This is a genomic window from Pedobacter sp. L105, assembly GCF_009765875.1.
Classification (GTDB): domain Bacteria; phylum Bacteroidota; class Bacteroidia; order Sphingobacteriales; family Sphingobacteriaceae; genus Pedobacter.
The window spans coordinates 300,358-323,307 of the sequence record NZ_LMUP01000006.1 but is presented as its reverse complement, the minus strand read 5'-3'; the positions used below and the strand labels follow the sequence as shown (position 1 = coordinate 323,307).

20 protein-coding genes and 1 tRNA gene are annotated in these 22,950 nt (G+C 39.5%); 13 read left to right on the top strand and 8 right to left on the bottom strand.

The genetic code is table 11. The features are described 5' to 3' along the window. The coding region (locus tag GSQ84_RS28055) for an aminotransferase class I/II-fold pyridoxal phosphate-dependent enzyme (RefSeq protein WP_254070862.1) at positions 1-761 on the bottom strand (761 nt) is incomplete at its 3' end. 509 nt (positions 762-1,270) lie between these two features. Here GSQ84_RS28055 and GSQ84_RS13575 point away from each other — a divergent pair. Beyond that, entirely contained in the window at positions 1,271-1,894 is a 624-nt protein-coding gene (locus GSQ84_RS13575; RefSeq protein ID WP_254070857.1) for a S24 family peptidase, read from the top strand. 353 nt (positions 1,895-2,247) lie between these two features. Here the strand turns inward: GSQ84_RS13575 and GSQ84_RS13570 are convergent, their stop codons facing one another. The 7 genes from GSQ84_RS13570 to GSQ84_RS13540 all read right to left on the bottom strand — a co-directional run bounded on the left by GSQ84_RS13570 (position 2,248) and on the right by GSQ84_RS13540 (position 7,822). After that, positions 2,248-2,943 (bottom strand): LytTR family DNA-binding domain-containing protein, encoded by a 696-nt coding sequence (locus GSQ84_RS13570; RefSeq protein WP_158797812.1) that lies wholly within the window; start codon positions 2,941-2,943, stop codon positions 2,248-2,250. A gap of 28 nt (positions 2,944-2,971) precedes the next feature. Next, on the bottom strand, positions 2,972-4,114 hold the full coding sequence (locus GSQ84_RS13565; protein WP_158797811.1) for a sensor histidine kinase: 1,143 nt from the start codon (positions 4,112-4,114) through the stop codon (positions 2,972-2,974). Between the two features lie 411 nt (positions 4,115-4,525). Further along, a complete protein-coding gene (gene obgE, locus GSQ84_RS13560; RefSeq protein ID WP_158797810.1) occupies positions 4,526-5,548 on the bottom strand; it encodes a GTPase ObgE in 1,023 nt (340 codons plus the stop codon). Between the two features lie 70 nt (positions 5,549-5,618). Continuing rightward, on the bottom strand, positions 5,619-6,188 hold the full coding sequence (locus GSQ84_RS13555) for an adenylate kinase (protein ID WP_158797809.1): 570 nt from the start codon (positions 6,186-6,188) through the stop codon (positions 5,619-5,621). 65 nt (positions 6,189-6,253) lie between these two features. After that, positions 6,254-6,327, bottom strand: a tRNA-Arg gene (locus GSQ84_RS13550). A 98-nt stretch (positions 6,328-6,425) separates the two neighbouring features. Next, complete coding sequence (locus GSQ84_RS13545; RefSeq protein WP_158797808.1) at positions 6,426-6,890, bottom strand: redoxin domain-containing protein; 465 nt, start codon at positions 6,888-6,890, stop codon at positions 6,426-6,428. A 20-nt stretch (positions 6,891-6,910) separates the two neighbouring features. Beyond that, entirely contained in the window at positions 6,911-7,822 is a 912-nt protein-coding gene (locus GSQ84_RS13540) for an SDR family oxidoreductase (protein WP_158797807.1), read from the bottom strand. 150 nt (positions 7,823-7,972) lie between these two features. On the opposite strand from GSQ84_RS13540, the gene atpD reads away from it, so the two are divergent. The 12 genes from atpD (at position 7,973) to GSQ84_RS13480 (ending at position 22,949) form a co-directional block, all read left to right on the top strand. Next, positions 7,973-9,478, top strand: a complete 1,506-nt coding sequence (gene atpD / locus GSQ84_RS13535; RefSeq protein WP_158797806.1) for a F0F1 ATP synthase subunit beta — start codon at positions 7,973-7,975, stop codon at positions 9,476-9,478. 3 nt (positions 9,479-9,481) lie between these two features. Beyond that, positions 9,482-9,724 (top strand): ATP synthase F1 subunit epsilon, encoded by a 243-nt coding sequence (gene atpC / locus GSQ84_RS13530; protein ID WP_158797805.1) that lies wholly within the window; start codon positions 9,482-9,484, stop codon positions 9,722-9,724. Positions 9,725-10,245: 521 nt separating this feature from the next. Then, on the top strand, positions 10,246-11,136 hold the full coding sequence (locus GSQ84_RS13525; RefSeq protein WP_158797804.1) for a branched-chain amino acid transaminase: 891 nt from the start codon (positions 10,246-10,248) through the stop codon (positions 11,134-11,136). A 12-nt stretch (positions 11,137-11,148) separates the two neighbouring features. Then, positions 11,149-12,846 carry a dihydroxy-acid dehydratase gene (gene ilvD, locus GSQ84_RS13520; RefSeq protein ID WP_158797803.1) on the top strand — a complete coding sequence of 566 codons (1,698 nt, stop codon included), beginning with the start codon at positions 11,149-11,151 and terminating at the stop codon, positions 12,844-12,846. A gap of 30 nt (positions 12,847-12,876) precedes the next feature. Next, positions 12,877-14,616 carry a biosynthetic-type acetolactate synthase large subunit gene (gene ilvB / locus GSQ84_RS13515; RefSeq protein ID WP_158797802.1) on the top strand — a complete coding sequence of 580 codons (1,740 nt, stop codon included), beginning with the start codon at positions 12,877-12,879 and terminating at the stop codon, positions 14,614-14,616. 9 nt (positions 14,617-14,625) lie between these two features. Further along, positions 14,626-15,246 (top strand): acetolactate synthase small subunit, encoded by a 621-nt coding sequence (gene ilvN / locus GSQ84_RS13510; protein ID WP_158797801.1) that lies wholly within the window; start codon positions 14,626-14,628, stop codon positions 15,244-15,246. Between the two features lie 69 nt (positions 15,247-15,315). Continuing rightward, positions 15,316-16,797: a ketol-acid reductoisomerase gene (gene ilvC / locus GSQ84_RS13505; protein ID WP_158797800.1), complete on the top strand. Its 1,482-nt coding sequence runs from the start codon at positions 15,316-15,318 to the stop codon at positions 16,795-16,797. Positions 16,798-16,855: 58 nt separating this feature from the next. Further along, positions 16,856-18,262, top strand: coding sequence for a 3-isopropylmalate dehydratase large subunit (leuC, locus tag GSQ84_RS13500; protein ID WP_158797799.1), 1,407 nt, complete (start codon positions 16,856-16,858; stop codon positions 18,260-18,262). Between the two features lie 28 nt (positions 18,263-18,290). Next, a complete protein-coding gene (gene leuD / locus GSQ84_RS13495; RefSeq protein ID WP_158797798.1) occupies positions 18,291-18,875 on the top strand; it encodes a 3-isopropylmalate dehydratase small subunit in 585 nt (194 codons plus the stop codon). Further along, positions 18,875-20,344, top strand: coding sequence for an ATP-binding cassette domain-containing protein (locus GSQ84_RS13490; RefSeq protein WP_174238659.1), 1,470 nt, complete (start codon positions 18,875-18,877; stop codon positions 20,342-20,344). Before leuD ends, GSQ84_RS13490 begins: the two co-directional genes overlap by 1 nt. Then, positions 20,341-21,432, top strand: a complete 1,092-nt coding sequence (gene leuB, locus GSQ84_RS13485; RefSeq protein ID WP_158797797.1) for a 3-isopropylmalate dehydrogenase — start codon at positions 20,341-20,343, stop codon at positions 21,430-21,432. Before GSQ84_RS13490 ends, leuB begins: the two co-directional genes overlap by 4 nt. 8 nt (positions 21,433-21,440) lie before the next feature. Beyond that, a complete protein-coding gene (locus GSQ84_RS13480; RefSeq protein ID WP_158797796.1) occupies positions 21,441-22,949 on the top strand; it encodes a 2-isopropylmalate synthase in 1,509 nt (502 codons plus the stop codon). Position 22,950 lies beyond the last annotated feature (1 nt).

Here is a 22,950-nt window from a genome sequence, read left to right as displayed (position 1 = left end):
CCCGCCGTAAAACCACCTGAAGCTCCACCTAAGGCTTTACCCAATGTTCCGGTAATAATGTCTATTCTGTCCATTACACCACAATGCTCATGCGTTCCTCTCCCAGTTTTACCCATAAATCCTGAGCAATGTGATTCATCAATCATCACCAGGGCGCTATATTTATCTGCCAGATCGCAAATTTTATCTAATTGTGCAATGGTTCCATCCATAGAGAAAGCACCATCAGTAACAATGATTCTGTGACGACAATCTGATGAAGCTTTTAATTGCTCTTCCAGATCTGCCATATCACTGTGTTTGTAGCGAAAGCGTTTAGCCTTACATAACCTTACGCCGTCAATTATCGAAGCGTGATTTAACTCATCTGATATAATCGCATCCTGATCATTAAAAAGAGGCTCAAACACCCCTCCGTTAGCATCAAAGGCAGCGGCATATAAAATAGTATCTTCCGTACCCAAAAAATCAGATAGCTTTTTTTCCAGTTCTTTATGCACATCCTGGGTTCCACAAATGAACCTCACAGAAGACATTCCATAACCATACTGATCAATGGCTTTTTTTGCAGCAGCAGTTACCCTTGGATCAGATGATAGTCCGAGGTAGTTATTGGCACAAAAGTTTACCACTTCCTGACCAGTACTTACTTTTATATCGGCTCCCTGAGGGGTAACAATAACCCGCTCACGTTTATATAAACCGTCTTTTTCAATTTGTTCCAATTCCTGCTGAAGAACAGGCTGTAATGTTTTATACATAATATATGAATATTGATGCCGCCAAAGTTATAAAAATATCATCTTATGGTACCAAACTATTCGAATTGCTTTTTAAAACTTGCTCTTATTATTACTCAGCGGGCAATAACCCGTTGAGTTTACGCTGCACACCAGATAAAACATCAAACATTGAACAGTTTCATTTCCCCACTCCGGAGTTGAAGAATACGGGAATTTGAAAAATAAGACTTGAATGGCAACCATAACAAATGATGTAAAACATCTGGTATTCACTTTTCAAATTCGAAACTGATGTTCTCCCAACAGTTTTGTTTAGTAAATTAACAGGGATGACTAAAAAATAATTCAATACTCATACAAGTAATTATATATATTTCCTATATTGCAATAAATTATTAAATAAAGATAACTCGTCTTTATTTAAAAAGGATATATATTAATATTTAATTTTCGTATTTAGATAAATGACTGATAATCAAAGAGAAAATTTCGGACCTAGATTAAAAGAAATCCGGTTATCGAAGAAAATGACGCTCCAGGAATTCTACAGCCCTATAGCAAAACACGTGAATAACTTCTCACCTATAGAAAACGGAGCAAGAAAGATAGGTAAAAGGCTTTCAGAGGATGTGATTCAATATTATCATATCAATGAAGTATGGCTTGCTACCGGTACAGGAAATATTTATACAGAGAAAGAACTGCGTACATACCATGAGCCAGATAATTATGAAATTGCTGAAGGAGTCCCGTTCATTAACATCAATCCAACAGACCTCTCTTCAGGAGAATTTAACCTGCTTAGGGAAAAACCTGAGTATTATGTAAATTTCAGACCATTTAACGATTGTGATGCTTATTTACCTATTTATGGTGACAGCATGTACCCGAAGTATGCAAGCGGAGAAATTATTGCAGTAAGGGAAGTGGCAAATAAGGACATTATTCAATGGGGTGAAGCTTATTTGGTAATTGCAGATGAATATGCAAACAATATTACCACGGTGAAATTATTGTTCGAACATAATTTAGATAGTAAGATTATTCTCCGCGTTTCAAATCCCAATTATAAAGGAGATACGATTTTGGACAAAGATGCGATTAAGAGGTTATTTATTGTTAAAGGGAAAATTACCAGAAATCAACTCTAATGAGTTAATTTCCAAAAGAATATTAACAAGAAAGGGATGTTCCATCCAGACACATCCCTTTTCTAACCAAATATAAACCTGTATGAACGGGTTTTTTCTTAAATGAACTCAATAAAACAATATTATTTATGAATTTTAGCCAAAAAACAGACTTAAACTCAATATAAATAATTGATTTAATGAGTATTCATGCTTACTAACAAATATTCACCAGTTATTTTGCTCAAAAATGCTAAAATTCAATCATAATTCCTAGAATATTAATAAATTTTAACACTACCACATGGAATACATCTACATTCAATAGATTAAACGCTTCTTCCTTAAAATTATTATGGTTTTTTTTCCGATTACTACTTTAACCATTCCTTAACCTCATCCACATAGCTGCTGCTGATAGGAAGTTCGGCAGAGGTTAATTTTACTTTCCTATTCTGAACTGACCTCACCTTTTTCACAGGAACGATAAAGCTGCGATGAATTCTTTTAAATTCATGTGCAGGGAGTTTCTCCAGCATTTTTTTTAGAGGCATTAAAGTAAGTACCGCAGGGAGATTATCCAGATGAATTTTGACATAGTCTTCCATGCTTTCCAGGTATTCAATGTCTTTTAGTACAATCTTAACCATCCTGTATTCTGAATGAACATAGATGCTTGCTTCTTCACTAAGGGATTGTTTATTGTTGGCATACCGGTGATAGTCGACAGCTTTATTTACAGCTTTTGAAAACTTTTCGAAATCAATTGGTTTAAGCAAATAATCGATAGCTTCCAGCTCAAATCCTTCAAAAGCAAATTGCCTGTAAGCTGTAGTAAAAATGATCATTGGTTTTCTATCCAGTGACCTGGCAAGGTCTATACCCGAGATATCTGGCATATTTATATCCAGAAAAAGAATATCTACAGTTGTTTTCTGAAGATATTCAGCACCAGAGACAGCATCTTCAAATGTTTGCAGCAGTTCCAGATCCGGAAAACGGGAGATATAAGTCCGGATGAGCTCAGTAGCCAGAGGCTCATCATCTATAGCAACGCATTTTAAAACCATAAAATGATATAAGCCTTAAAGATAGAGATTAAGAATGGAGTACCAAATCAACTGTAAACAGATGGTCATCCTTATCAATCTTCAGCACATATTTATCAGGATAAAGATAGTCCAGCCTTTTTCTCGTATTCATGATACCTATTCCCGAACGTTCCGTGGGCTGCTGATGATTAAATATCGTATTCTGACTATGAAATAAAATCTGGTCTTCGCCAACACTGATATGAATGTGAATATCTGCCTGCTCATGGTTACTCAATCCATATTTGAATACATTTTCTATAAATGTCATTAACAGCAGCGGGGATATCTGATATCCCCTTGGATCGCCGGTTACTCTATAATCCAGTGTAACCGTCTTACCTAAACGTAATTTTTGCAGATCGATAAAGTTGCCAATACAATTTAATTCACTGATTAAAGTAACGAAGTCTGCTTCAGCCTCATCTGTTACATAACGCATGATATTGGACAATTTCATAATACTCTCCGAAGTTTTTTCACTTCCTATAACAGAAAGCGTATAAATATTATTTAGGGTGTTATATAGAAAATGAGGATTAATCTGTGCCTTAAGAAAAGAAAGCTCTGCAATTGCTTTTTCTGCTTCTGCAAGAATAGCCCTTTTCTCGGTAATCTGCCATTGTTTAACAGATCTTAGTGCCATACCAAAAGCCATAATCAAAATAAAAATAAGAAGACTGGTTACATCTATTCGGTGAAATTTACCCCATTGTCTAGGACCGCCACGCCAATGCCTGTGCTCAAAATCACCCGGGACGTAACCGGGAGGAGGCATCCTGTTAAAATCGGGACGGTTATTATTAAATGGCGGAGGAACATCAGACATTTCAAATCTCTGACGAAATGCCCTTCTGCTATTCATCAAATGATCAAAGGGCCTTAAAAAGAAAACTCCAACATAGAGTAAAAGCAGACAAAGAAAATAATACAGATACTTCTTGACCAAAAAGAATTTTGGAATCAAAAAATAACAGTTGATATAGAACAATAAAATATAACACAGGCAGAACTGAAAATAAGGCCAGGTATACACTTCCGTTATCCTTCTTACTTCCTGACTATTTTCCATGATCAGCAACGGAAACATCAGGAATAGCGACCAGCCAGCGATATGCAGGATTATAGAAAATGCTTTCAGACGGAACATGTATAAATTAACGGCTATTTAATGAAACATGATATCATCTATCGGTGAATAGTAAAATTCTATAGATAAAACCTGCAATTCATTAATATATAGCTTTTATTTATTGCCCCTTGCAATGACAGGTATATGTGTATTTGCCTGATGATTTTTTTTCTTTGATATTTTATAAGTACCAAAAATTACCATAGATGCGGCCACGATTGTAAAAAGGAAGTTAAACGATCTCTTATCCATATATTTATTTAAATTATATACAAATCATCTGATGTACCGGACCCGTGCAGAAGAAATTCTGACTTAAGAAGTGCTATTGATAAAAATAGCCGGACTGATAACAGCAATGCATTGATTATTAACTCTAATATAAAATAAATTAGAATTATTTACAAATAATTTAACAGAAATTGATGGTTATTTTTGAAGCGGAGCTGAGTCATCTGCAACTATAGCCTGCCAGATCATATCTTTTAATAAAGTCAATCCTTTTTGCGCAACGGAAGAAATAAATACAGAAGGAATATTTGCAGGCAGATCTTCAGCCATTTCTGCCATCAGCTCATCATCCAGCATATCAGATTTAGTGATAGCCAGTAAATGAGGTTTCTGCATCAGCTCCGGATTATACTCCATTAATTCGTGCTTCAGAATCTCATATTCTTCGGTAATTGTTCTTTGAGTATCGGCAGGCACCATAAATAAAAGTACGGAGTTACGTTCAATATGTCGCAGAAAACGATAACCTAATCCTTTACCTTTAGATGCACCTTCAATGATACCAGGAATATCGGCCATTACAAATGATTGATTGCCGCGGTAAGAAACGATCCCAAGGTTTGGAACCAAAGTGGTAAAGGCATAATCAGCTATTTCGGGTTTCGCCGCAGTAACTACCGACAATAAGGTAGATTTACCGGCATTAGGAAAACCAACCAGGCCTACATCGGCCAAAACTTTTAGTTCAAGTACCACCCATTGTTCGGTACCAGATTCACCCGGCTGAGCGAAACGCGGCGTTTGCAGTGTAGATGTTTTGAAATGCCAGTTTCCTAACCCTCCTCTTCCGCCGGCAGTCATGATTTCTATTTGTCCGTCTTCAGTAATTTCAAACAAAGTTTCTCCTGTTTCAGCGTCCTTTGCTATAGTCCCGAGAGGAACATCCAGAAATTCGTCTTTACCGGATTTACCGGTACTGGTAGAACTAGACCCCGGGCCACCATCTGTAGCCAGAATATGCTTACGGTATTTTAAGTGAAGTAACGTCCAGAATTGCGCATTCCCCCTAAGGATGATATGCCCTCCCCTTCCGCCATCGCCACCATCAGGTCCACCTGTAGAGGTCATTTTATCACGGTGCAAATGCGAAGACCCTGGCCCACCTTTTCCGGAACGACAGCATATTTTAACATAATCTACGAAATTTGACCCCTGTGACATAACCTGTTATTTTTTCAATAAAATAGCGGGAAGAACTTACATTCGTCCCGCTATCTATATGTTTTTTTAATTAAAATTGATCAACTACTTTGCATAACTCAGCAAAAATGGCATCGATATCACCAATTCCGTTGACTTTGCTTAATTTATGCTGTGCCTCATAATAAGGCAAAACATGGATAGTTTTATTGAAGTATTCTTCAATACGTTTTTGTAATTTATCTGCCTGGTCATCAACCCTGTTTGTTAATTTCTGACGTTCGGCAATTCTTTTTGTCAGTTCTTCCTGATCAACATCAAGCGCAATTACCGCAGTGATCGCACTTCCCTTGCTTTCCAGAAATGTATCCAATGCAGCTGCCTGAGCCACTGTTCTTGGGAAACCGTCAAAAATAAACCCTTTGGTACCAGGATTTTTTTCCACTTCCTCTTCCAGCATGGCAATGGTAATTGCATCAGGAACCAACTGTCCATCCGCTATAAGCGCACTTACCTGTTTCCCCAATGAAGTTTGTTTGCTGATATGATCTCTGAAAAGATCTCCTGTAGAGATGTGAATCAATTGATAACGATCAATCAATTTCTGCGATTGGGTGCCTTTGCCTGCACCCGGTGGGCCAAAGAGAACAAAATTAAGCATTTGGGTTGTCTTTAAAAGTTTAAAAGCCTTGCTGCCTATGGCAGCAAGGCTTTCTCAATTGATTGTGCACTTGTAGGGATTCGAACCCCAAACCTTCTCATCCGTAGTGAGATGCTCTATCCAATTGAGCTACAAATGCATTTCCGTTTGTTTCGGGATTGCAAAAGTAGCATTTGGAATTGGATTTCAAAACTTTTTCTCGAATAAAAATTCAATCCGAAACTTATCCCAGTTCCCCTATCCTTCCAGAACTTTCTTAATTGCATTAAAATCAGGAAGATCACCCGCCGATTCTAAAACTTCAGCATAGATAATAGTTCCTTCTTCATCGATCACAAATGCCGCTCTTTTTGATACTCCTTTTAAATTATAGACAAATTCTTCATAAAATGCGCCATAAGCAGGAGAAGCTTCTTTATTGAAATCGGATAATAAAGGAAACTGATAAAACTGTTCTTCTTTGAACTTGGCCAGTGTAAAAGGTGAATCAACAGAGATACCCAGTACCGCAGCATTCATTCCTTCATAAAAACCAAAACTATCCCTCATGGTACAAAGCTGTGTGGTGCAGGTACCTGTAAATGCCATTGGAAAAAATTGGATCACTACTTTTTGTCCTTTGAAATCAGCTAACGTATGTTCTTTTAATTCGGAACTGAATAATTTAAAATCCGGGGCTTTGTCGCCTGCTTGTAATCCCATTATATAATATAATTAATTGTTTATAATTCTCTTTCGATCAACTGACGCTCAACTATGATCAGGCCTTCTTCAAAAGTATGCGGTGCATAACCCAGTTCTTTAATTGCTTTATCTAAGATAAACCCCGTCTTTACCGGGCGGTTCGCCGCATAGGGAATAGAACCGGAACTCACTTCCCTGATCAGTGTTTTATCTAGGTTCCAATGATCTGCTACACGATAAACCAGCTCTGAAATACTCATCATTTCGTTGCCCGATGCATTAAAAACACCATAAGCATCCTTTTCAACCGCCAGCAGACAGCAATCTGCAAGATCATCAGCCAGTGTAGGCATACGCCACTGATCGTTTACTACATTGATTGGCTCTCCTTTCTCCAATGCATTTTTAGCCCAGAGCACGATATTACTTCTATTCCTGTCGCCAATGATACCATATACAATAATGGTACGCAGAATAGCCCATTTACAGGGAGAGTTCTTAATGATTTCTTCGGCTTCCAGTTTTGTTTCCCCGTAATAACTTAAAGGATTGGGAGCATCCAGCTCGCTGTAAGGACCATTTGCCCCGTCAAAAATAAAATCTGTAGATAAATGAACGAGTTGTATATTAAATTCTTCACAAATAGAAACCAGCGTATTCACCGCATCTACATTTAGCTGATGGGCAAGGGCATGTTCTTTTTCGCACTTATCCACATTGGTTAATGCGGCAGTGTGGATGATGGCATCTGGTTTATAGTTGACGATCACTTCTCTTACCTGCACAGGATCCAGGATATCCATCTCTGCATAGTTATAACCATCAGTAACCTCAAAACGATTTAGCCCCTTAGACGTTGCGACCAGGTTAAACTGCTTTTTATCCAATATAGCCGATGTGATTTTTTGTCCGAGCAGTCCATTGCTGCCAGTAACCAATATCGTTTTCATAGAGGCTAAAGTATCGATAAAAAAACTGTGGAAAAACTTTTTATTTATATATAAATAATATATAGGAAAATCTTAGCTTTGCAAACCGAATTGCAGGCTTTAAAAGGGGCTTTAACAATTTGATATTTATAATTTTACCAAAAACAATATATGCCTAACATTGGAAAAATAGCGCAGATTATAGGACCGGTAGTAGACGTGAGTTTTGCTGACGATGCTCATTTACCTCAAATCTTCTCTGCATTAGAGATTGAAAAAGAAAACGGACAGAAGATCGTTTTAGAAGTTCAACAACATCTTGGTGAGGACCGTGTACGTGCCATTGCAATGGACTCGACCGATGGTCTGGTACGCGGCATGGCTGCAGTAGATACCGGATCTCCTATCAGAATGCCAATTGGAGATCAAATCAAAGGTCGTTTATTCAATGTTATAGGTGAAGCTATTGACGGTATCAACTCAGTTGACAAAACTGGTGGTAAGTCAATCCACAATGCGCCTCCACGTTTCGACGAACTCTCAACAGAATCAGAAGTACTTTACACAGGTATCAAAGTGATCGATTTATTAGAGCCTTATGTTAAAGGCGGTAAGATCGGTTTATTTGGCGGTGCTGGTGTGGGTAAAACAGTACTGATTATGGAGCTGGTAAATAACATTGCAAAAGCATACGCAGGTTTATCTGTATTTGCAGGTGTAGGTGAAAGAACACGTGAAGGAAATGACCTTTTACGTGAATTCATCGAATCTGGTGTAATCAACTACGGTGAAGAGTTCCTTGAATCCATGGAAAAAGGTGGATGGGACTTAAGCAAAGTTGACACAGAAAAATTAAAAGAATCTAAAGCAACACTGGTTTTTGGTCAGATGAACGAGCCTCCTGGGGCACGTGCACGTGTAGCGTTATCAGGATTAACAGTTGCCGAATATTTCCGTGATGGCGATGGTGAAGGCGCAGGAAAAGACATCCTTTTCTTCGTAGATAACATCTTCCGTTTCACTCAGGCAGGTTCTGAAGTATCAGCACTATTAGGACGTATGCCATCAGCGGTAGGTTATCAGCCTACACTGGCTACAGAAATGGGCTTAATGCAGGAACGTATTACCTCTACTAAACGCGGTTCAATTACATCTGTACAGGCTGTTTATGTACCTGCGGATGACGTTACCGACCCTGCTCCGGCAACTACATTTGCCCACCTTGACGCCACAACTTTATTATCCCGTAAAATTGCTGAGTTAGGTATCTATCCTGCTGTAGATCCATTGGATTCTACTTCACGTATCCTTTCTCCTGCTATTTTAGGCGATGAACATTACAATACTGCTCAACGTGTTAAAGAGATCCTTCAACGTTACAAAGAATTGCAGGATATTATTGCAATTTTGGGTATGGATGAATTATCTGAAGAAGATAAACTGGTTGTACACCGCGCACGTCGTGTTCAGCGTTTCTTATCACAACCTTTCCACGTAGCTGAACAATTTACCGGCTTAAAAGGTGTATTGGTTGACATTAAAGAAACCATCAAAGCATTCAACATGATTATGGATGGTGAAGTTGATGAATATCCTGAAGCAGCATTTAACTTAGTTGGTAGCATTGAAGATGCAATTGAAAAAGGTAAAAAAATACTAGCTGAAGCTAACGCTTAATATATGACATTAGAAATATTAACACCAGATAAAAAAGTCTACGAAGGTGAAGTAACAGCAGTTACTGTACCCGGCACTATGGGATCTTTTCAAATACTAAGAGACCACGCGCCGATTATTTCCACTCTGGAAGACGGACCAGTAATTGTTAAAAATAAAACGGATGAAGTGATCTTTAATATTAAAGGTGGCGTAGTAGAAGTTTTAAAAAATAAAATTATTGTTTTAGCTGAAGGTGTGGCCTAATATTTTAATCTAAAAAAAAGGGGCCATCTTAACAGACAGGCCCCTTTTTTTATGCCTATCTTCCATTGATTTTTTATACATATTTTTAAAAAAAATCAGCCGGTTAAGCATTTTTAAGAAGAAAACAGGGGAAATTATAATGCAGGCATAATACCTATACCGAATACCGAAATCATATTTGGTATAGTTGACTCCACTTTTAGAAAGGTGATTAGCCACAAATACAGAACATTGTTCTGAAATAAACAAAATATACTATATAATATTTTTTTTCATTTATTTTCATTCTGCTATTGACAGTTTGTAAAGCAAGAACTAAATTGGATTTATATAAAGATAACTAAAACAGAAACAAAATGTACGGTTCATTCTCAGCTAACCTTAATGTCATTATTAACCTGACTGACCTCCTGATTCTTCAGGATACTATGGCGCTGTAAATGAATTTTTAAATAAAATATCTGAAAGCGCCTCCAAAAGAGGCGCTTTTTTAATAAACTCAAACAAATACTGAAACCAAAATGGAATACTACGATTCAAGCACAGTGCTTTACCTTAATGGACAGTTCATCAAATCGGCTGAAGCTAAAACTGATTTGTATGGTCAGTCGATGCATTATGGATACGCTGTATTTGAAGGCATCAAATCCTATCATACACACAACGGCACCAGGATATTTAAAGCAAAGGAACATTATGACCGTTTGCAGCGCTCTGCCGAATTGATGCATATCCCTTTTCCATTTGATAAAAATGAGCTGATTAAACAGACCTATAAGTTATTAGAGAAAAATAATCTAAAAGATGCCTATATCCGTCCACTGGTTTATTGCGGTACCAACATGTCTTTATCACAGGCAACTGAATCTTCTATTGTGATTATGGCATGGGAATGGGGCGCCTACCTTGGCTGTAAATTACAAAGAGTTTGCATTTCAAGTTATCAGCGGCCTAACCCTAAATCAATTCACATCGAAGCTAAAGCCAGCGGGAATTATATCAATTCTATCCTTGCCACTACTGAAGCAAAAAATAAAGGTTTTGATGAAGCATTGCTTCTTGACATTGACAACAACGTTGCTGAGGCATCCGGCGCCAATATATTTATTGAAAAAGGCGGTAAATTATATACCCCTTCACTGGGAAGCATTTTACCCGGGATTACGAGGGCTACGGTAATCAAATTATGTAAAACACTGGATATCGACTGTATCGAAAAGAAAATATCCGTTGAGGAATTGAAAAACGCAGACAGTGCCTTTTTCTGCGGAACAGCAGCAGAAATTATAGGTATCGCTTGTATAGATGACACCATTTTTCCAGCAACCTGGACAGAAACATTAGGCGCTACCATACAACGCACCTATAAAGCATTAGTATTAGAAAAACAGAATTACGAAGTAATCATATAACAGTAAACGAAAATGTCAGAAACACCAGAATTAAACCGCTACAGTAAAACTTTTACACAAGATCCTACCCAACCAGGTGCACAAGCCATGTTATATGGAATTGGCCTGACAGATGAAGATTTTTCAAAAGCACAAGTCGGTATTGCCAGCATGGGTTATGATGGAAATACTTGTAACATGCACCTGAACGACCTTGCAAAGGTTGTTAAAGAGGGAGTGTGGAAAAATGATATGGTCGGTTTGACCTTTGGTACCATTGGTGTGAGTGATGGTATGTCTAACGGAACTGACGGCATGCGTTATTCTTTGGTTTCAAGAGATGTAATTGCCGATTCCATTGAAACGATCTGCGGCGGTCAGTATTATGATGGCCTGATTACTATTCCTGGCTGTGATAAAAACATGCCGGGCTCTATCATGGCGATGGGACGTTTAAACAGACCTTCGATTATGGTATATGGAGGTAGCATCCATTCTGGAATTTATAAAGGAAAAAAACTAAATATGGTATCTGCTTTTGAAGCGCTGGGCGAAAAATTAGCCGGCAACTTATCAGAAGAAGATTATCAGGGAATTATCCGCCATACTTGCCCAGGCGCAGGTGCTTGTGGTGGTATGTATACTGCCAACACCATGGCTTCTGCTATTGAGGCTTTGGGAATGAGTTTACCATACAGTTCATCATATCCTGCATTAAGTGAAGAAAAACAAAAGGAATGTCGTGAAGCTGGTAAAGCGATTAGGATATTACTGGAAAGAAATATTCTTCCTTCAGATATCATGACTGAAAAAGCATTTCACAATGCAATTGTAACGGTAATGGTATTGGGAGGTTCAACCAATGCGGTATTGCATTTAATTGCTATGGCCAAATCGGTAAAACTTGATTTAAACCTGGAAGATTTTCAACGCATCAGTGACAACACTCCTGTTTTGGCCGATCTAAAACCAAGCGGACAGTACTTAATGGAAGATGTTCACAATATTGGTGGTATTCCGGCAGTTTTGAAATATCTGTTAAAAGTAGGATTAATTCATGGCGACTGCCTGACCGTAACCGGAAAAACTTTAGCAGAAAATGTAGCTGACGCAATAGATCTTGATTTTGATGCTCAAAAAGTTATTTACCCGATAGAATACGCTTTAAAAACTACAGGTCACTTGCAAATGCTGTACGGTAATCTTGCTGAAAAAGGCGCGGTAGCAAAAATCAGCGGTAAAGAAGGGGAAAGATTTGAAGGCCCTGCACGTGTATTTGAAGGGGAACAAAAACTAATCGCTGGTATTCAAAGCGGAAAAGTAAAGAGAGGTGATGTGGTAGTGATTACCCATGCCGGCCCAAGAGGAGCTCCTGGAATGCCTGAAATGCTTAAGCCAACCTCTGCAATCATTGGCGCTGGTTTAGGTAAATCTGTGGCCCTCATTACAGACGGACGTTTTTCTGGTGGTACACACGGGTTTGTAGTAGGACACATTACCCCTGAAGCCTGGGACGGCGGGAACATTGGCCTGGTAAAAGACGATGATATCATTACTATTGATGCCACAAAAAACACGCTGCATTTAAACATTTCTGATGAAGAGCTGGCTTCACGCAGGGCAGCCTGGAAACAACTACCTCCACCCGTCAAAAGCGGTGTATTGTATAAATATTTGAAATTAGTAAGTAATGCCAGTGAAGGTTGTGTAACCGATGCCTACACAGATTAATTAACAAAGGCCAACATTAAAACTACGAAAATGGAAATAGTACAAGAGCAACCAGCTACATTAACAGAACCTAAAAAGACAATTCAGGTTACTGGCTCCGTTGCATTGCTGGAGGGATTAATTGCCGAAGGAACGGAAACGATCTTTGGTTATCCCGGAGGTGCCATCATGCCGATCTATGATGCCATCTATGATTATAAAGAAAAATTGAACCACATATTAGTTAGACATGAGCAATGTGCGGCACATGCGGCGCAGGGATTTGCACGTGCCTCCGGTAAAGTAGGCGTGGTATTTGCCACCAGCGGCCCTGGAGCAACCAACCTCATTACAGGATTAGCTGACGCACAAATTGACAGTACACCTCTGGTTTGTATCACCGGACAAGTTTTCGCTGCCCTTTTGGGCACGGATGCCTTCCAGGAAACAGACGTGATCAATATCAGCGCACCAGTGACCAAATGGAACTACCAGGTAACTGATGCCAGTGAGATCCCTGCAGTACTGGCTAAGGCTTTTTACATCGCGCGCAGCGGCAGACCAGGTCCTGTTTTAATCGACATTACCAAAAATGCACAAATGCAGCTTTTCGATTATGAAGGTTATACACCATGTAACCATATCCGCAGTTACCGTCCAAAACCGATTGTAAGAAACGAATATATAGAACAGGCAGCAGCATTAATTAACAGTGCCCAAAAACCATTTATCTTATTTGGACAGGGCGTTTTATTGGGAAATGCAGAGCAAGAGTTTAAAGCTTTTGTAGAAAAAAGTGGTATCCCTGCAGCCTGGACAATCCTGGGTGCCGGTGCAATCCCAACAGATCATCCATTGAACGTAGGCATGCTCGGCATGCACGGAAATTATGGTCCGAATGTACAAACTAACTCTTGTGATGTACTGATTGCCATTGGAATGCGTTTTGACGACCGCGTAACAGGAAGACTGGATAAATATGCTAAACAGGCCAAGGTTGTCCATCTGGATATTGACCCTGCAGAAATCGATAAAAATGTTAAAGCTGATGTTCCGGTTTGGGGGGATTGTAAAGAAACTTTACCGCTGCTCACCAGCCTGATCACTGAAAAAACACATGAAACATGGCTGGCTGAATTTAAAGCTTTTGAAAAAATAGAACAGGAAGAACTGATCCAGAAAGAACTGAACCCTCAACGTGGTGAATTGACCATGGGCGAAGTGATCAACCAGTTAAACATCCTCACTAAAGGTGAAGCTATTATTGTGAGTGACGTGGGTCAGCATCAAATGGTAGCCTGCAGATATGGAAAATTAAACACCACCCGCTTAAGCGTAACCAGTGGTGGATTGGGAACAATGGGCTTCGGCTTACCAGCAGCTATTGGTGCTAAATTAGGCGCACCAAACCGTACAGTAATTGCGGTAATTGGTGATGGCGGATTCCAGATGACTTTACAGGAGCTGGGAACAATCATGCAGTTTGGCGTTGATGTTAAAATTCTGATTCTTAACAATCAGTTTTTAGGTATGGTTCGTCAATGGCAGCAGTTGTTTAACGAGAAGCGTTACTCTTTCGTTGATATTACCAGTCCTGATTTCGTGAAACTGGCTGATTCCTATTCCATCAAAGGTAAAAGGGTAACAGAACGCGAAAACCTGGTTGGTTCCCTGGAAGAAATGCTAAACAATCCGGGATCATTCCTTTTAGAGGTAATGGTTGCTAAAGAACATAATGTATTCCCTATGGTTCCTCAGGGCTGTAGTGTAAGTGAAATCAGACTTAAATAATTAACAAACATGAGCAATTCCCCGGATATAGAATTAGCAAATGCTAAACAGGAATTTACCATCACGGTATATACCGAAAATCAGATCGGCATACTTAACCGTATTGCCATCATATTTTCAAGAAGAAAGATAAATATTGAAAGTCTGAACGTTTCCCCTTCTGAAATCGAACACATTCACCGTTTCAATATCCTGATTACAGAAACTGAAGAAGTAGTACGTAAACTGGCCAAACAGATTGAAAAACAGGTAGAGGTACTAAAAGTATATCACAATACAAACGAAGATATCATCTGGCAGGAAATGGCCTTATACAAACTTCCTACAGATATTGTGGCAGAAAAAGTATTGGTAGAACGCCTGTTGCGTGAAAATGGCGCCAGGGTAGTTGTGATCCGTAAAGATTACACGGTATTTGAAGCCACCGGTCACCGTTCAGAAACAGACAAACTGATAGAAGTACTGCAGCCTTATGGCCTGATAGAATTTGTACGCAGTGCAAGAGTAGCGATCATTAAAGACAGTGAAGGATTTAACAGTAAACTGAGAGATTTCGAGCGTCTTGAACCAGGAAAGGAAGTCATTGAAAATGAATTCCTTGACCAGGAAAAAAATGTATTTACCATGTAATAGCTGTTTAAGCTAAATCAAAAAACAAATAATTAAACCAACCTTAATACTCAAAAAAACAATAAAACGATGTCAAATTATTTTAACACACTACCTCTTAGAGAAAAACTAAACCAACTAGGTGTCTGCGATTTCATGGACAGTTCTGAATTTCTGGATGGTGTAAATGCATTAAAAGGAAAAAAACTGGTTATTGTAGGCTGCGGGGCACAAGGCCTGAACCAGGGTTTAAACTTAAGAGATAGTGGTTTGAATATTTCTTACACTTTGCGTAAGGAAGCTATTGAAGGTAAAAGAGATTCCTGGAAAAATGCTACAGAAAACAACTTTACTGTTGGTACGTATGAAGAGTTAATTCCGGATGCTGATGTAGTCATCAACCTTACACCAGATAAACAACATACTGCCGTAGTCAATGCCATCATGCCCCTGATGAAAAAAGGTGCTACTTTATTATATTCACATGGTTTTAATATTGTGGAAGAAGGTATGCAGATCCGTAAAGATATTACGGTAATCATGGTCGCTCCAAAATGCCCTGGAAGTGAAGTAAGAGCTGAATATGTAAGAGGTTTTGGTGTGCCTACCTTAATTGCCGTACACCCGGAAAACGATCCTGAAGGAAAAGGTTTGGTACAGGCTAAAGCATATTGCGTTGGAACAGGCGGACACAGAGCAGGAGTATTAAAATCATCTTTCGTTGCAGAAGTGAAATCAGATCTGATGGGCGAGCAAACTATACTTTGCGGTTTACTGCAAACAGGTTCTATCCTTTCTTTTGATAAAATGATTGAAAAAGGAATTGATGCCGGTTATGCATCTAAATTGGTTCAATATGGCGTAGAAGTAATTACTGAAGCTTTAAAACAAGGCGGAATAACTGCTATGATGGATAGATTGAGCAATGTTGCTAAAATCAAAGCTTTTGAAATTTCACAGGAATTAAAAACAATTATGCGTCCGTTGTTCCAGAAACATCAGGATGACATCATGAGCGGCGAGTTTAGCCGTACCATGATGGAAGATTGGGCAGCAGGTGATAAAAACCTATTGGCATGGCGTGCTGCTACAGGCGAGACTGCTTTTGAGAAAACTCCCGCAGGTAATGTAAAAATCGGCGAGCAGGAATATTTTGATAACGCTTTATTAATGGTTGCCTTTATCAGAGCAGGTGTTGAGCTTGCTTTTGAAACTATGGTAGAAGCAGGTATTAAACCTGAATCTGCTTACTATGAATCATTACACGAAACACCACTGATTGCCAATACTATTGCACGTAAGAAATTATTTGAAATGAACAGGGTGATCTCTGATACAGCAGAATATGGCTGTTATTTATTTGATCATGCTTGTAAACCATTATTAGCAGATTTCATGACCAGAGTTGATACTGACCTGATCGGTAAAAACTTTAATGAAGGTAAAGATGGTTCAGTAGATAACAGAGCACTAATTGCAGTAAATGAAGTAATTCGCTCTCATGAAGTTGAACAGATCGGAGCTGAATTGAGAAAAGCAATGACTGCTATGAAGTCAATTAAAACAGTATAAGAAAACATAAACCTCTTGGGCTTTTTTAAGTCTAAGAGGTTCACAAAACAAAAGAAAGATGTCAAAAACATTAGTAGAAAAGATATGGGATGCACACGTTGTAAAAAGCGAAGCAGGATTTCCCGATATTCTATATATTGATACGCACTTAATCCACGAGGTTACCTCTCCACAAGCTTTTGATGGCTTACGTAAAAGAGGCTTACCAGTTTTCCGTCCGCAGCAAACTGTTGCTACTGCCGACCACAACGTGCCTACGATTGATCAGCTGAAACCGATCAAAGAAGAACTTTCACGTTACCAGGTAGACATGCTGACTAAAAACTGTGCGGAATTCGGTATTGAACTGTACGGGCTAGGGCATCCATTTCAAGGAATTGTCCATGTTATTGGTCCTGAGTTGGGCATAACCCTTCCGGGAAAAACTATGGTTTGCGGTGATAGTCATACCTCTACCCATGGAGCTTTTGGTGCAATCGCATTTGGTATCGGTACTTCACAGGTAGAGCAGGTTTTCGCTACGCAATGTTTATTGCAGCAAAAACCAAAGACCATGAAAATTGAGGTTAACGGTACTTTAGGAAAAGGCGTTGGCGCTAAAGACATTATTTTATATATTATTTCTCAAATATCTGCTGCCGGTGGTACAGGTTATTTTATCGAATATGCAGGTTCGGCAATTGAGGCTTTAAGTATGGAAGCCCGGATGACAATCTGCAATATGAGTATCGAGATGGGTGCCAGAGGCGGATTAATTGCCCCTGATCAGACTACCTTCGATTATATCAAAGGAAGGGAATTTGCCCCTGCAGGTGCTGAGTGGGACAAAGCCCTGGCTTACTGGAAAACTTTGTTCAGCGATGCTGATGCAGAATTTGATAAAGTTTTAACTTTTGAGGCTAAAGATATAACACCGATGATTACCTACGGAACCAATCCGGGTATGGGTATGGGCATTCAGGAAAATATCCCAGCCACCAATGCGCAGCCTGATAAAGAGCAATTGTCTTTTCAAAAAGCACTGGATTATATGGGTTTTGATGATGATTCTTCTTTGATCGGAAAACCTGTTGACTATGTATTTATTGGTAGCTGTACCAACTCCCGTATTGAAGATTTGCGTGAAGTAGCGGAGTTTGTAAAAGACAGACAAAAAGCCGAAAATGTAACTGTATGGATTGTTCCGGGTTCAAAACAAGTAGAACAGCAAGCTAAAAACGAAGGTTTGGATAAAATATTTGAACATGCGGGATTTCAGCTTCGTGAACCAGGTTGCAGTGCCTGTCTGGGGATGAATGAAGATAAAATTCCTGCCGGAAAATATTGTGTTTCTACTTCAAACAGAAATTTTGAAGGCCGTCAGGGTCCTAACTCAAGAACTTTACTGGTAAGTCCGCTAACCGCAGCAGCAGCTGCAATCACCGGAAGGATTACTGATGTAAGGGAAATGCTGGCTGAGGCTTAATTTCATAACCGCTAGAACAATCATTACAATGAAAAAATTCGAAAAATTAACATCGGCAATTGTGCCTTTAAATATAGAAAATATTGATACCGACCAGATCATTCCGGCCAGGTTTCTAAAAGCAACAACCCGCGAAGGTTTTGGTGAGAACCTGTTTCGTGACTGGCGCTATAACGGCGACAATACACTTAAGCTTGATTTTGTACTGAACGACCCCACCTATAGCGGCCAGATCCTGGTAGCAGGAAAAAACTTCGGTTGTGGCAGTAGCCGTGAGCATGCCGCCTGGGCTATTCAGGATGCAGGCTTTGACGTAGTGATCAGCAGTTTTTTTGCCGACATCTTTAAAGGGAATGCATTGAACAATGGCCTGCTTCCGGTACAGGTAAGTGACGATTTCTTATCGGCCATTTTTGCTGCTGTAGCTGCGAATCACAAAGCACAGCTAAATGTTGACTTAGAAAATCAAACCGTTACCATTGCAGATACAGGAGAAAGTACTGGTTTCGAAATCAATGCTTACAAAAGATCATGCCTGATTCATGGTTATGATGACATTGATTTCATCCTGAACCAAAAACATTTAATACAAGAATTCGAACAAGCAAAATAATGTCACAGCCCGTCGTCCATATCACTAACCTAATCCTAAAGTACCATCACAAACCGGTACTACAGGATCTGAACTGGATTATAAACCCAGGGGAAAACTGGTTGTTACGCGGGACCAGTGGAAGTGGTAAAACATCATTAGCGAAAGCAATTGCAGGGCTCGTCCCCTTTCAGGGTACGCTTTCAATGCATTTTGATGAGCAAAGTAAGTTGCCTGCCGTTGCACATTATGTGGCCAACTGGTTTCAGTTTACAGATTTAGAAGGTCAGTCTAATTTTTATTACCAGCAGCGTTACAATAAACAGGCAACAGAAACTACGGCTACCGTAAAAGCAGAATTAGAAGACTATGGTAAAAAACATCAGCTTCAGTTCAGTGATGCTGAGAAACTGGTTGCTGCATTAGGGTTTTCAGAATTGCTCCATTCCACATTGATCCAGCTATCAAGCGGGGAACATAAAAAATTACAATTGGTCAGGGCGTTATGGCTCAGGCCTCAGCTGCTGATCATAGACCAGCCTTATAATGGGCTGGATAAACTTTCACGCCATCATTTAAATACTTTACTGGAAGAAATTTCTGCAGCTGGAACCCAGTTGATTTTAATTAGCAATGACAGGGAATTACCTCCATCTATTCATCGCTTTGCAGAAATCAAAGATGGTCAGCTTTATGAAATAGCCGCTGATAAACATGTTTCACATTTAGATGAAACAGTGAACAGGCCAATTCCTTCATTTTTAAATGAGACTCCAGCTATTTCTGGTGACAGTGTGATCAAAATGGTTGATGTGAACATCAGCTATGGCGATAAGAAGGTATTAAAAAATATCAACTGGGAAGTTAAAGCAGGAGAAAAATGGCTGTTGCAGGGGCATAATGGTTCCGGCAAATCGACTTTGTTGAGCTTAATTACCGGCGACCATCCTCAGGCATATGCCAATAATTTTTATCTGTTTGGCAATAAAAGAGGAAGCGGAGAGAGTATCTGGGATATTAAGAAACGTATGGGTTTAATATCGCCAGAATTACACTGGTATTTTGATGCCTCGGCGACAGTAAGGCAAACTATCCTATCCGGATTTTTTGATAGTTCAGGTTTATTTTGTGAGCCTGATTACACAAAAAAAACCCAGGCGGATGAATTAATCAGCTATTTGGGACTGGATGAGTATAAAGATGTGCTGGTAAACCAGCTTCCATTAGGTAAGCAGAGGTTAGCCTTGTTAGGCCGTACCATTGTAAAGAATCCAGAGCTGCTGATACTGGATGAACCCTGCCAGGGTTTAGATCAACAACAAACACAATATTTTAACAGGCTGGTTGACGAATTGTGCAAGAATGGAACTACACTTATTTATGTAGGACACTTTGAATCGCAATTACCTGCCTGTATAGAGAAAAGAATTTTATTGGAAAACGGCGAAGTAAAATCCGTCGAAAATATATTAGAAAGCGTATCACAATGAAGAAACATATATTAGTAATTCCCGGTGACGGGATAGGACCGGAAGTTACCACCTGGGGTAAAGCCGTATTGGAACAAATTGCAACCAGCTTTAATCATGAATTTACCTATGATGAAGCCCTGATGGGACATGCTGCGATTGAAGCGACAGGCAATCCCCTGCCGGATGAAACCTTGGAAAAAGCGAAGAAAAGTGATGCCATTTTGTTTGGAGCTGTTGGTCATGCGAAATATGATAACGACCCTTCGCTAAAAGTACGTCCTGAACAGGGATTATTAAAGATCCGGAAAGAGCTAGGCTTGTATGCCAACCTGCGTCCGATCTTATTGTTTGATGAATTACTAAACGCTTCCAGTATTAAAGCCAGTATTTTGAAAGGAACTGACATTCTGTTCTTCAGGGAGCTGACAGGTGATGTTTATTTCGGAGAAAAACTAAGGTCTGAAGACAGACATACAGCTTCCGACCTGATGATCTATCATAAATATGAAGTAGAAAGAATTGCACATAAAGCTTACGAAGCAGCTATGCAGCGCGGCAGAAAATTATGTTCTGTTGATAAAGCTAACGTATTGGAAAGCTCAAGATTGTGGAGAGAAACTGTTCAGGAAATCGCTAAACAATATCCTGAAGTGGAAACTACACATATGTTTGTAGACAATGCAGCTATGCAGCTGATCAAAGATCCTAAACAGTTTGATGTGGTATTAACAGCCAATCTGTTTGGAGACATCCTTACTGATGAAGCTTCGCAGATTGCAGGTTCAATGGGTATGCTGGCCTCCGCATCTGTTGGAGACGGCACAGGATTTTTTGAACCGATACATGGTTCAGCACATGACATTACCGGTAAGAACCTGGCTAACCCCCTGGCATCTATTCTATCCGTAGCCCTGATGCTGGAAATCAGCTTCGGATTAAAAGAAGAGGCAGAATTGATCATTTCGGCAATAGACCAGGTACTGAAAGAAGGTTTCAGGACAGGTGACATTGCAGATGATACGACCAGCCCTTACAAAGTATTGGGTACTGAAGAAATGGGCAAACTTGTTTTAAAATTTATCACACAAAAAACTTACACTAACTAGAACATACTATGTTACACGATCCTAATAGAGTTTACGTATTTGATACCACCCTTCGCGATGGAGAGCAGGTACCGGGCTGCCAGTTGTCAACACCTGAAAAGGTAGAAATTGCAAAAGAACTGGAAGCGCTGGGAGTAGACGTAATTGAAGCAGGTTTTCCTATTTCTAGTCCTGGTGATTTCCAGAGTGTGGTAGAATTATCAAAAGCAGTTAATGATCCTATTATTTGCGCTTTAACAAGAGCAAACAGAGGAGACATTGATGCAGCAGTTGCCGCTTTAAAATATGCAAAACGTCCGCGTATACATACGGGTATAGGTTCGTCTGATATGCACATCAAATACAAGTTCAACAGTACCCGTGAAGATATTCTTGCCCGTGCAGTTGATGCTGTTAAATATGCCAAACAATTTGTAGAAGATATTGAGTTTTATGCAGAAGACGCAGGCCGTGCGGATAATGCATTTTTAGCACAAATGATTGAGGCTGTTATTGCCGCCGGAGCAACTGTAGTCAATATACCTGACACCAATGGCTATTGCTTACCTTCAGATTATGGGGCTAAAATCCTGTATTTAAAAGAAAATGTACAAAACATAGATCAAGCGATTATTTCTGTGCATTGCCACAACGATTTAGGGCTTGCTACAGCCAATACTTTGGCTGGAGTGATCAATGGCGCCAGACAAGTAGAATGTACCATTAACGGCATCGGAGAGCGCGCAGGGAACACTGCACTGGAAGAGATCGTAATGGTGTTAAAAACGCACCATGAGTTAAACCTGAAAACAAATATCAACAGCAAACATTTCAGTAAGCTAAGTGCACAGGTAAGCCGTATGATGCGGATGCCGGTACAGCCCAATAAAGCAATCATTGGAAAAAATGCTTTTGCACATAGCTCGGGTATCCATCAGGATGGTTTCTTGAAACACAGGGAAAATTATGAGATCATGAATCCTGAAGATGTAGGAATTGATGAATCAGATATTATCCTGACAGCACGCAGTGGCCGTCATGCATTGAAACACCATTTGGAGAGACTGGGTTATGTAACTGACAAGATCAATTTGGATCAGGTATATGAAAAATTCCTTACCGTAGCCGATCAGAAGAAAGAAATTTCAGATAATGATCTCCTTTCTTTAATGAGCGAAGGTGAAGAACACACGTATAAAAACGGTTACAAACTAAATTCATTACAAGTAGAATGCGGCGATACTGTAAACCCTACTGCTACCGTTAAATTGGAATACGAAGGTGTAGAACATGAAGCTAAAGCTGAAGGTAATGGCCCTGTCAATGCAACAATCAAAGCTATTGAAAGTGTAATTGGTAAAGATATCCAGTTAAAAGAACTGACTATTCAGGCCATACATGGTGGTAGTGATGATGTGAGCAAGGTAAATATGAGAGTATCTTATGAAGATAAATCTTACTTGGGATACGGATTCAGTACAGACATTGTAAAAGCTTCGGCCGACGCCTACCTGGACGCACTGAATAAATTTTTGTAAA

Coding starts and splice junctions, on each gene's coding strand:
- GSQ84_RS13575 (WP_254070857.1), top strand. CDS start 1,271: ATGACGCTCCAGGAATTCTACAGCCCTATAGCAAAACACGTGAATAAC.
- GSQ84_RS13570 (WP_158797812.1), bottom strand. CDS start 2,943: ATGGTTTTAAAATGCGTTGCTATAGATGATGAGCCTCTGGCTACTGAG.
- GSQ84_RS13565 (WP_158797811.1), bottom strand. CDS start 4,114: ATGTTCCGTCTGAAAGCATTTTCTATAATCCTGCATATCGCTGGCTGG.
- obgE (WP_158797810.1), bottom strand. CDS start 5,548: ATGTCACAGGGGTCAAATTTCGTAGATTATGTTAAAATATGCTGTCGT.
- GSQ84_RS13555 (WP_158797809.1), bottom strand. CDS start 6,188: ATGCTTAATTTTGTTCTCTTTGGCCCACCGGGTGCAGGCAAAGGCACC.
- GSQ84_RS13545 (WP_158797808.1), bottom strand. CDS start 6,890: ATGGGATTACAAGCAGGCGACAAAGCCCCGGATTTTAAATTATTCAGT.
- GSQ84_RS13540 (WP_158797807.1), bottom strand. CDS start 7,822: ATGAAAACGATATTGGTTACTGGCAGCAATGGACTGCTCGGACAAAAA.
- atpD (WP_158797806.1), top strand. CDS start 7,973: ATGCCTAACATTGGAAAAATAGCGCAGATTATAGGACCGGTAGTAGAC.
- atpC (WP_158797805.1), top strand. CDS start 9,482: ATGACATTAGAAATATTAACACCAGATAAAAAAGTCTACGAAGGTGAA.
- GSQ84_RS13525 (WP_158797804.1), top strand. CDS start 10,246: ATGGAATACTACGATTCAAGCACAGTGCTTTACCTTAATGGACAGTTC.
- ilvD (WP_158797803.1), top strand. CDS start 11,149: ATGTCAGAAACACCAGAATTAAACCGCTACAGTAAAACTTTTACACAA.
- ilvB (WP_158797802.1), top strand. CDS start 12,877: ATGGAAATAGTACAAGAGCAACCAGCTACATTAACAGAACCTAAAAAG.
- ilvN (WP_158797801.1), top strand. CDS start 14,626: ATGAGCAATTCCCCGGATATAGAATTAGCAAATGCTAAACAGGAATTT.
- ilvC (WP_158797800.1), top strand. CDS start 15,316: ATGTCAAATTATTTTAACACACTACCTCTTAGAGAAAAACTAAACCAA.
- leuC (WP_158797799.1), top strand. CDS start 16,856: ATGTCAAAAACATTAGTAGAAAAGATATGGGATGCACACGTTGTAAAA.
- leuD (WP_158797798.1), top strand. CDS start 18,291: ATGAAAAAATTCGAAAAATTAACATCGGCAATTGTGCCTTTAAATATA.
- GSQ84_RS13490 (WP_174238659.1), top strand. CDS start 18,875: ATGTCACAGCCCGTCGTCCATATCACTAACCTAATCCTAAAGTACCAT.
- leuB (WP_158797797.1), top strand. CDS start 20,341: ATGAAGAAACATATATTAGTAATTCCCGGTGACGGGATAGGACCGGAA.
- GSQ84_RS13480 (WP_158797796.1), top strand. CDS start 21,441: ATGTTACACGATCCTAATAGAGTTTACGTATTTGATACCACCCTTCGC.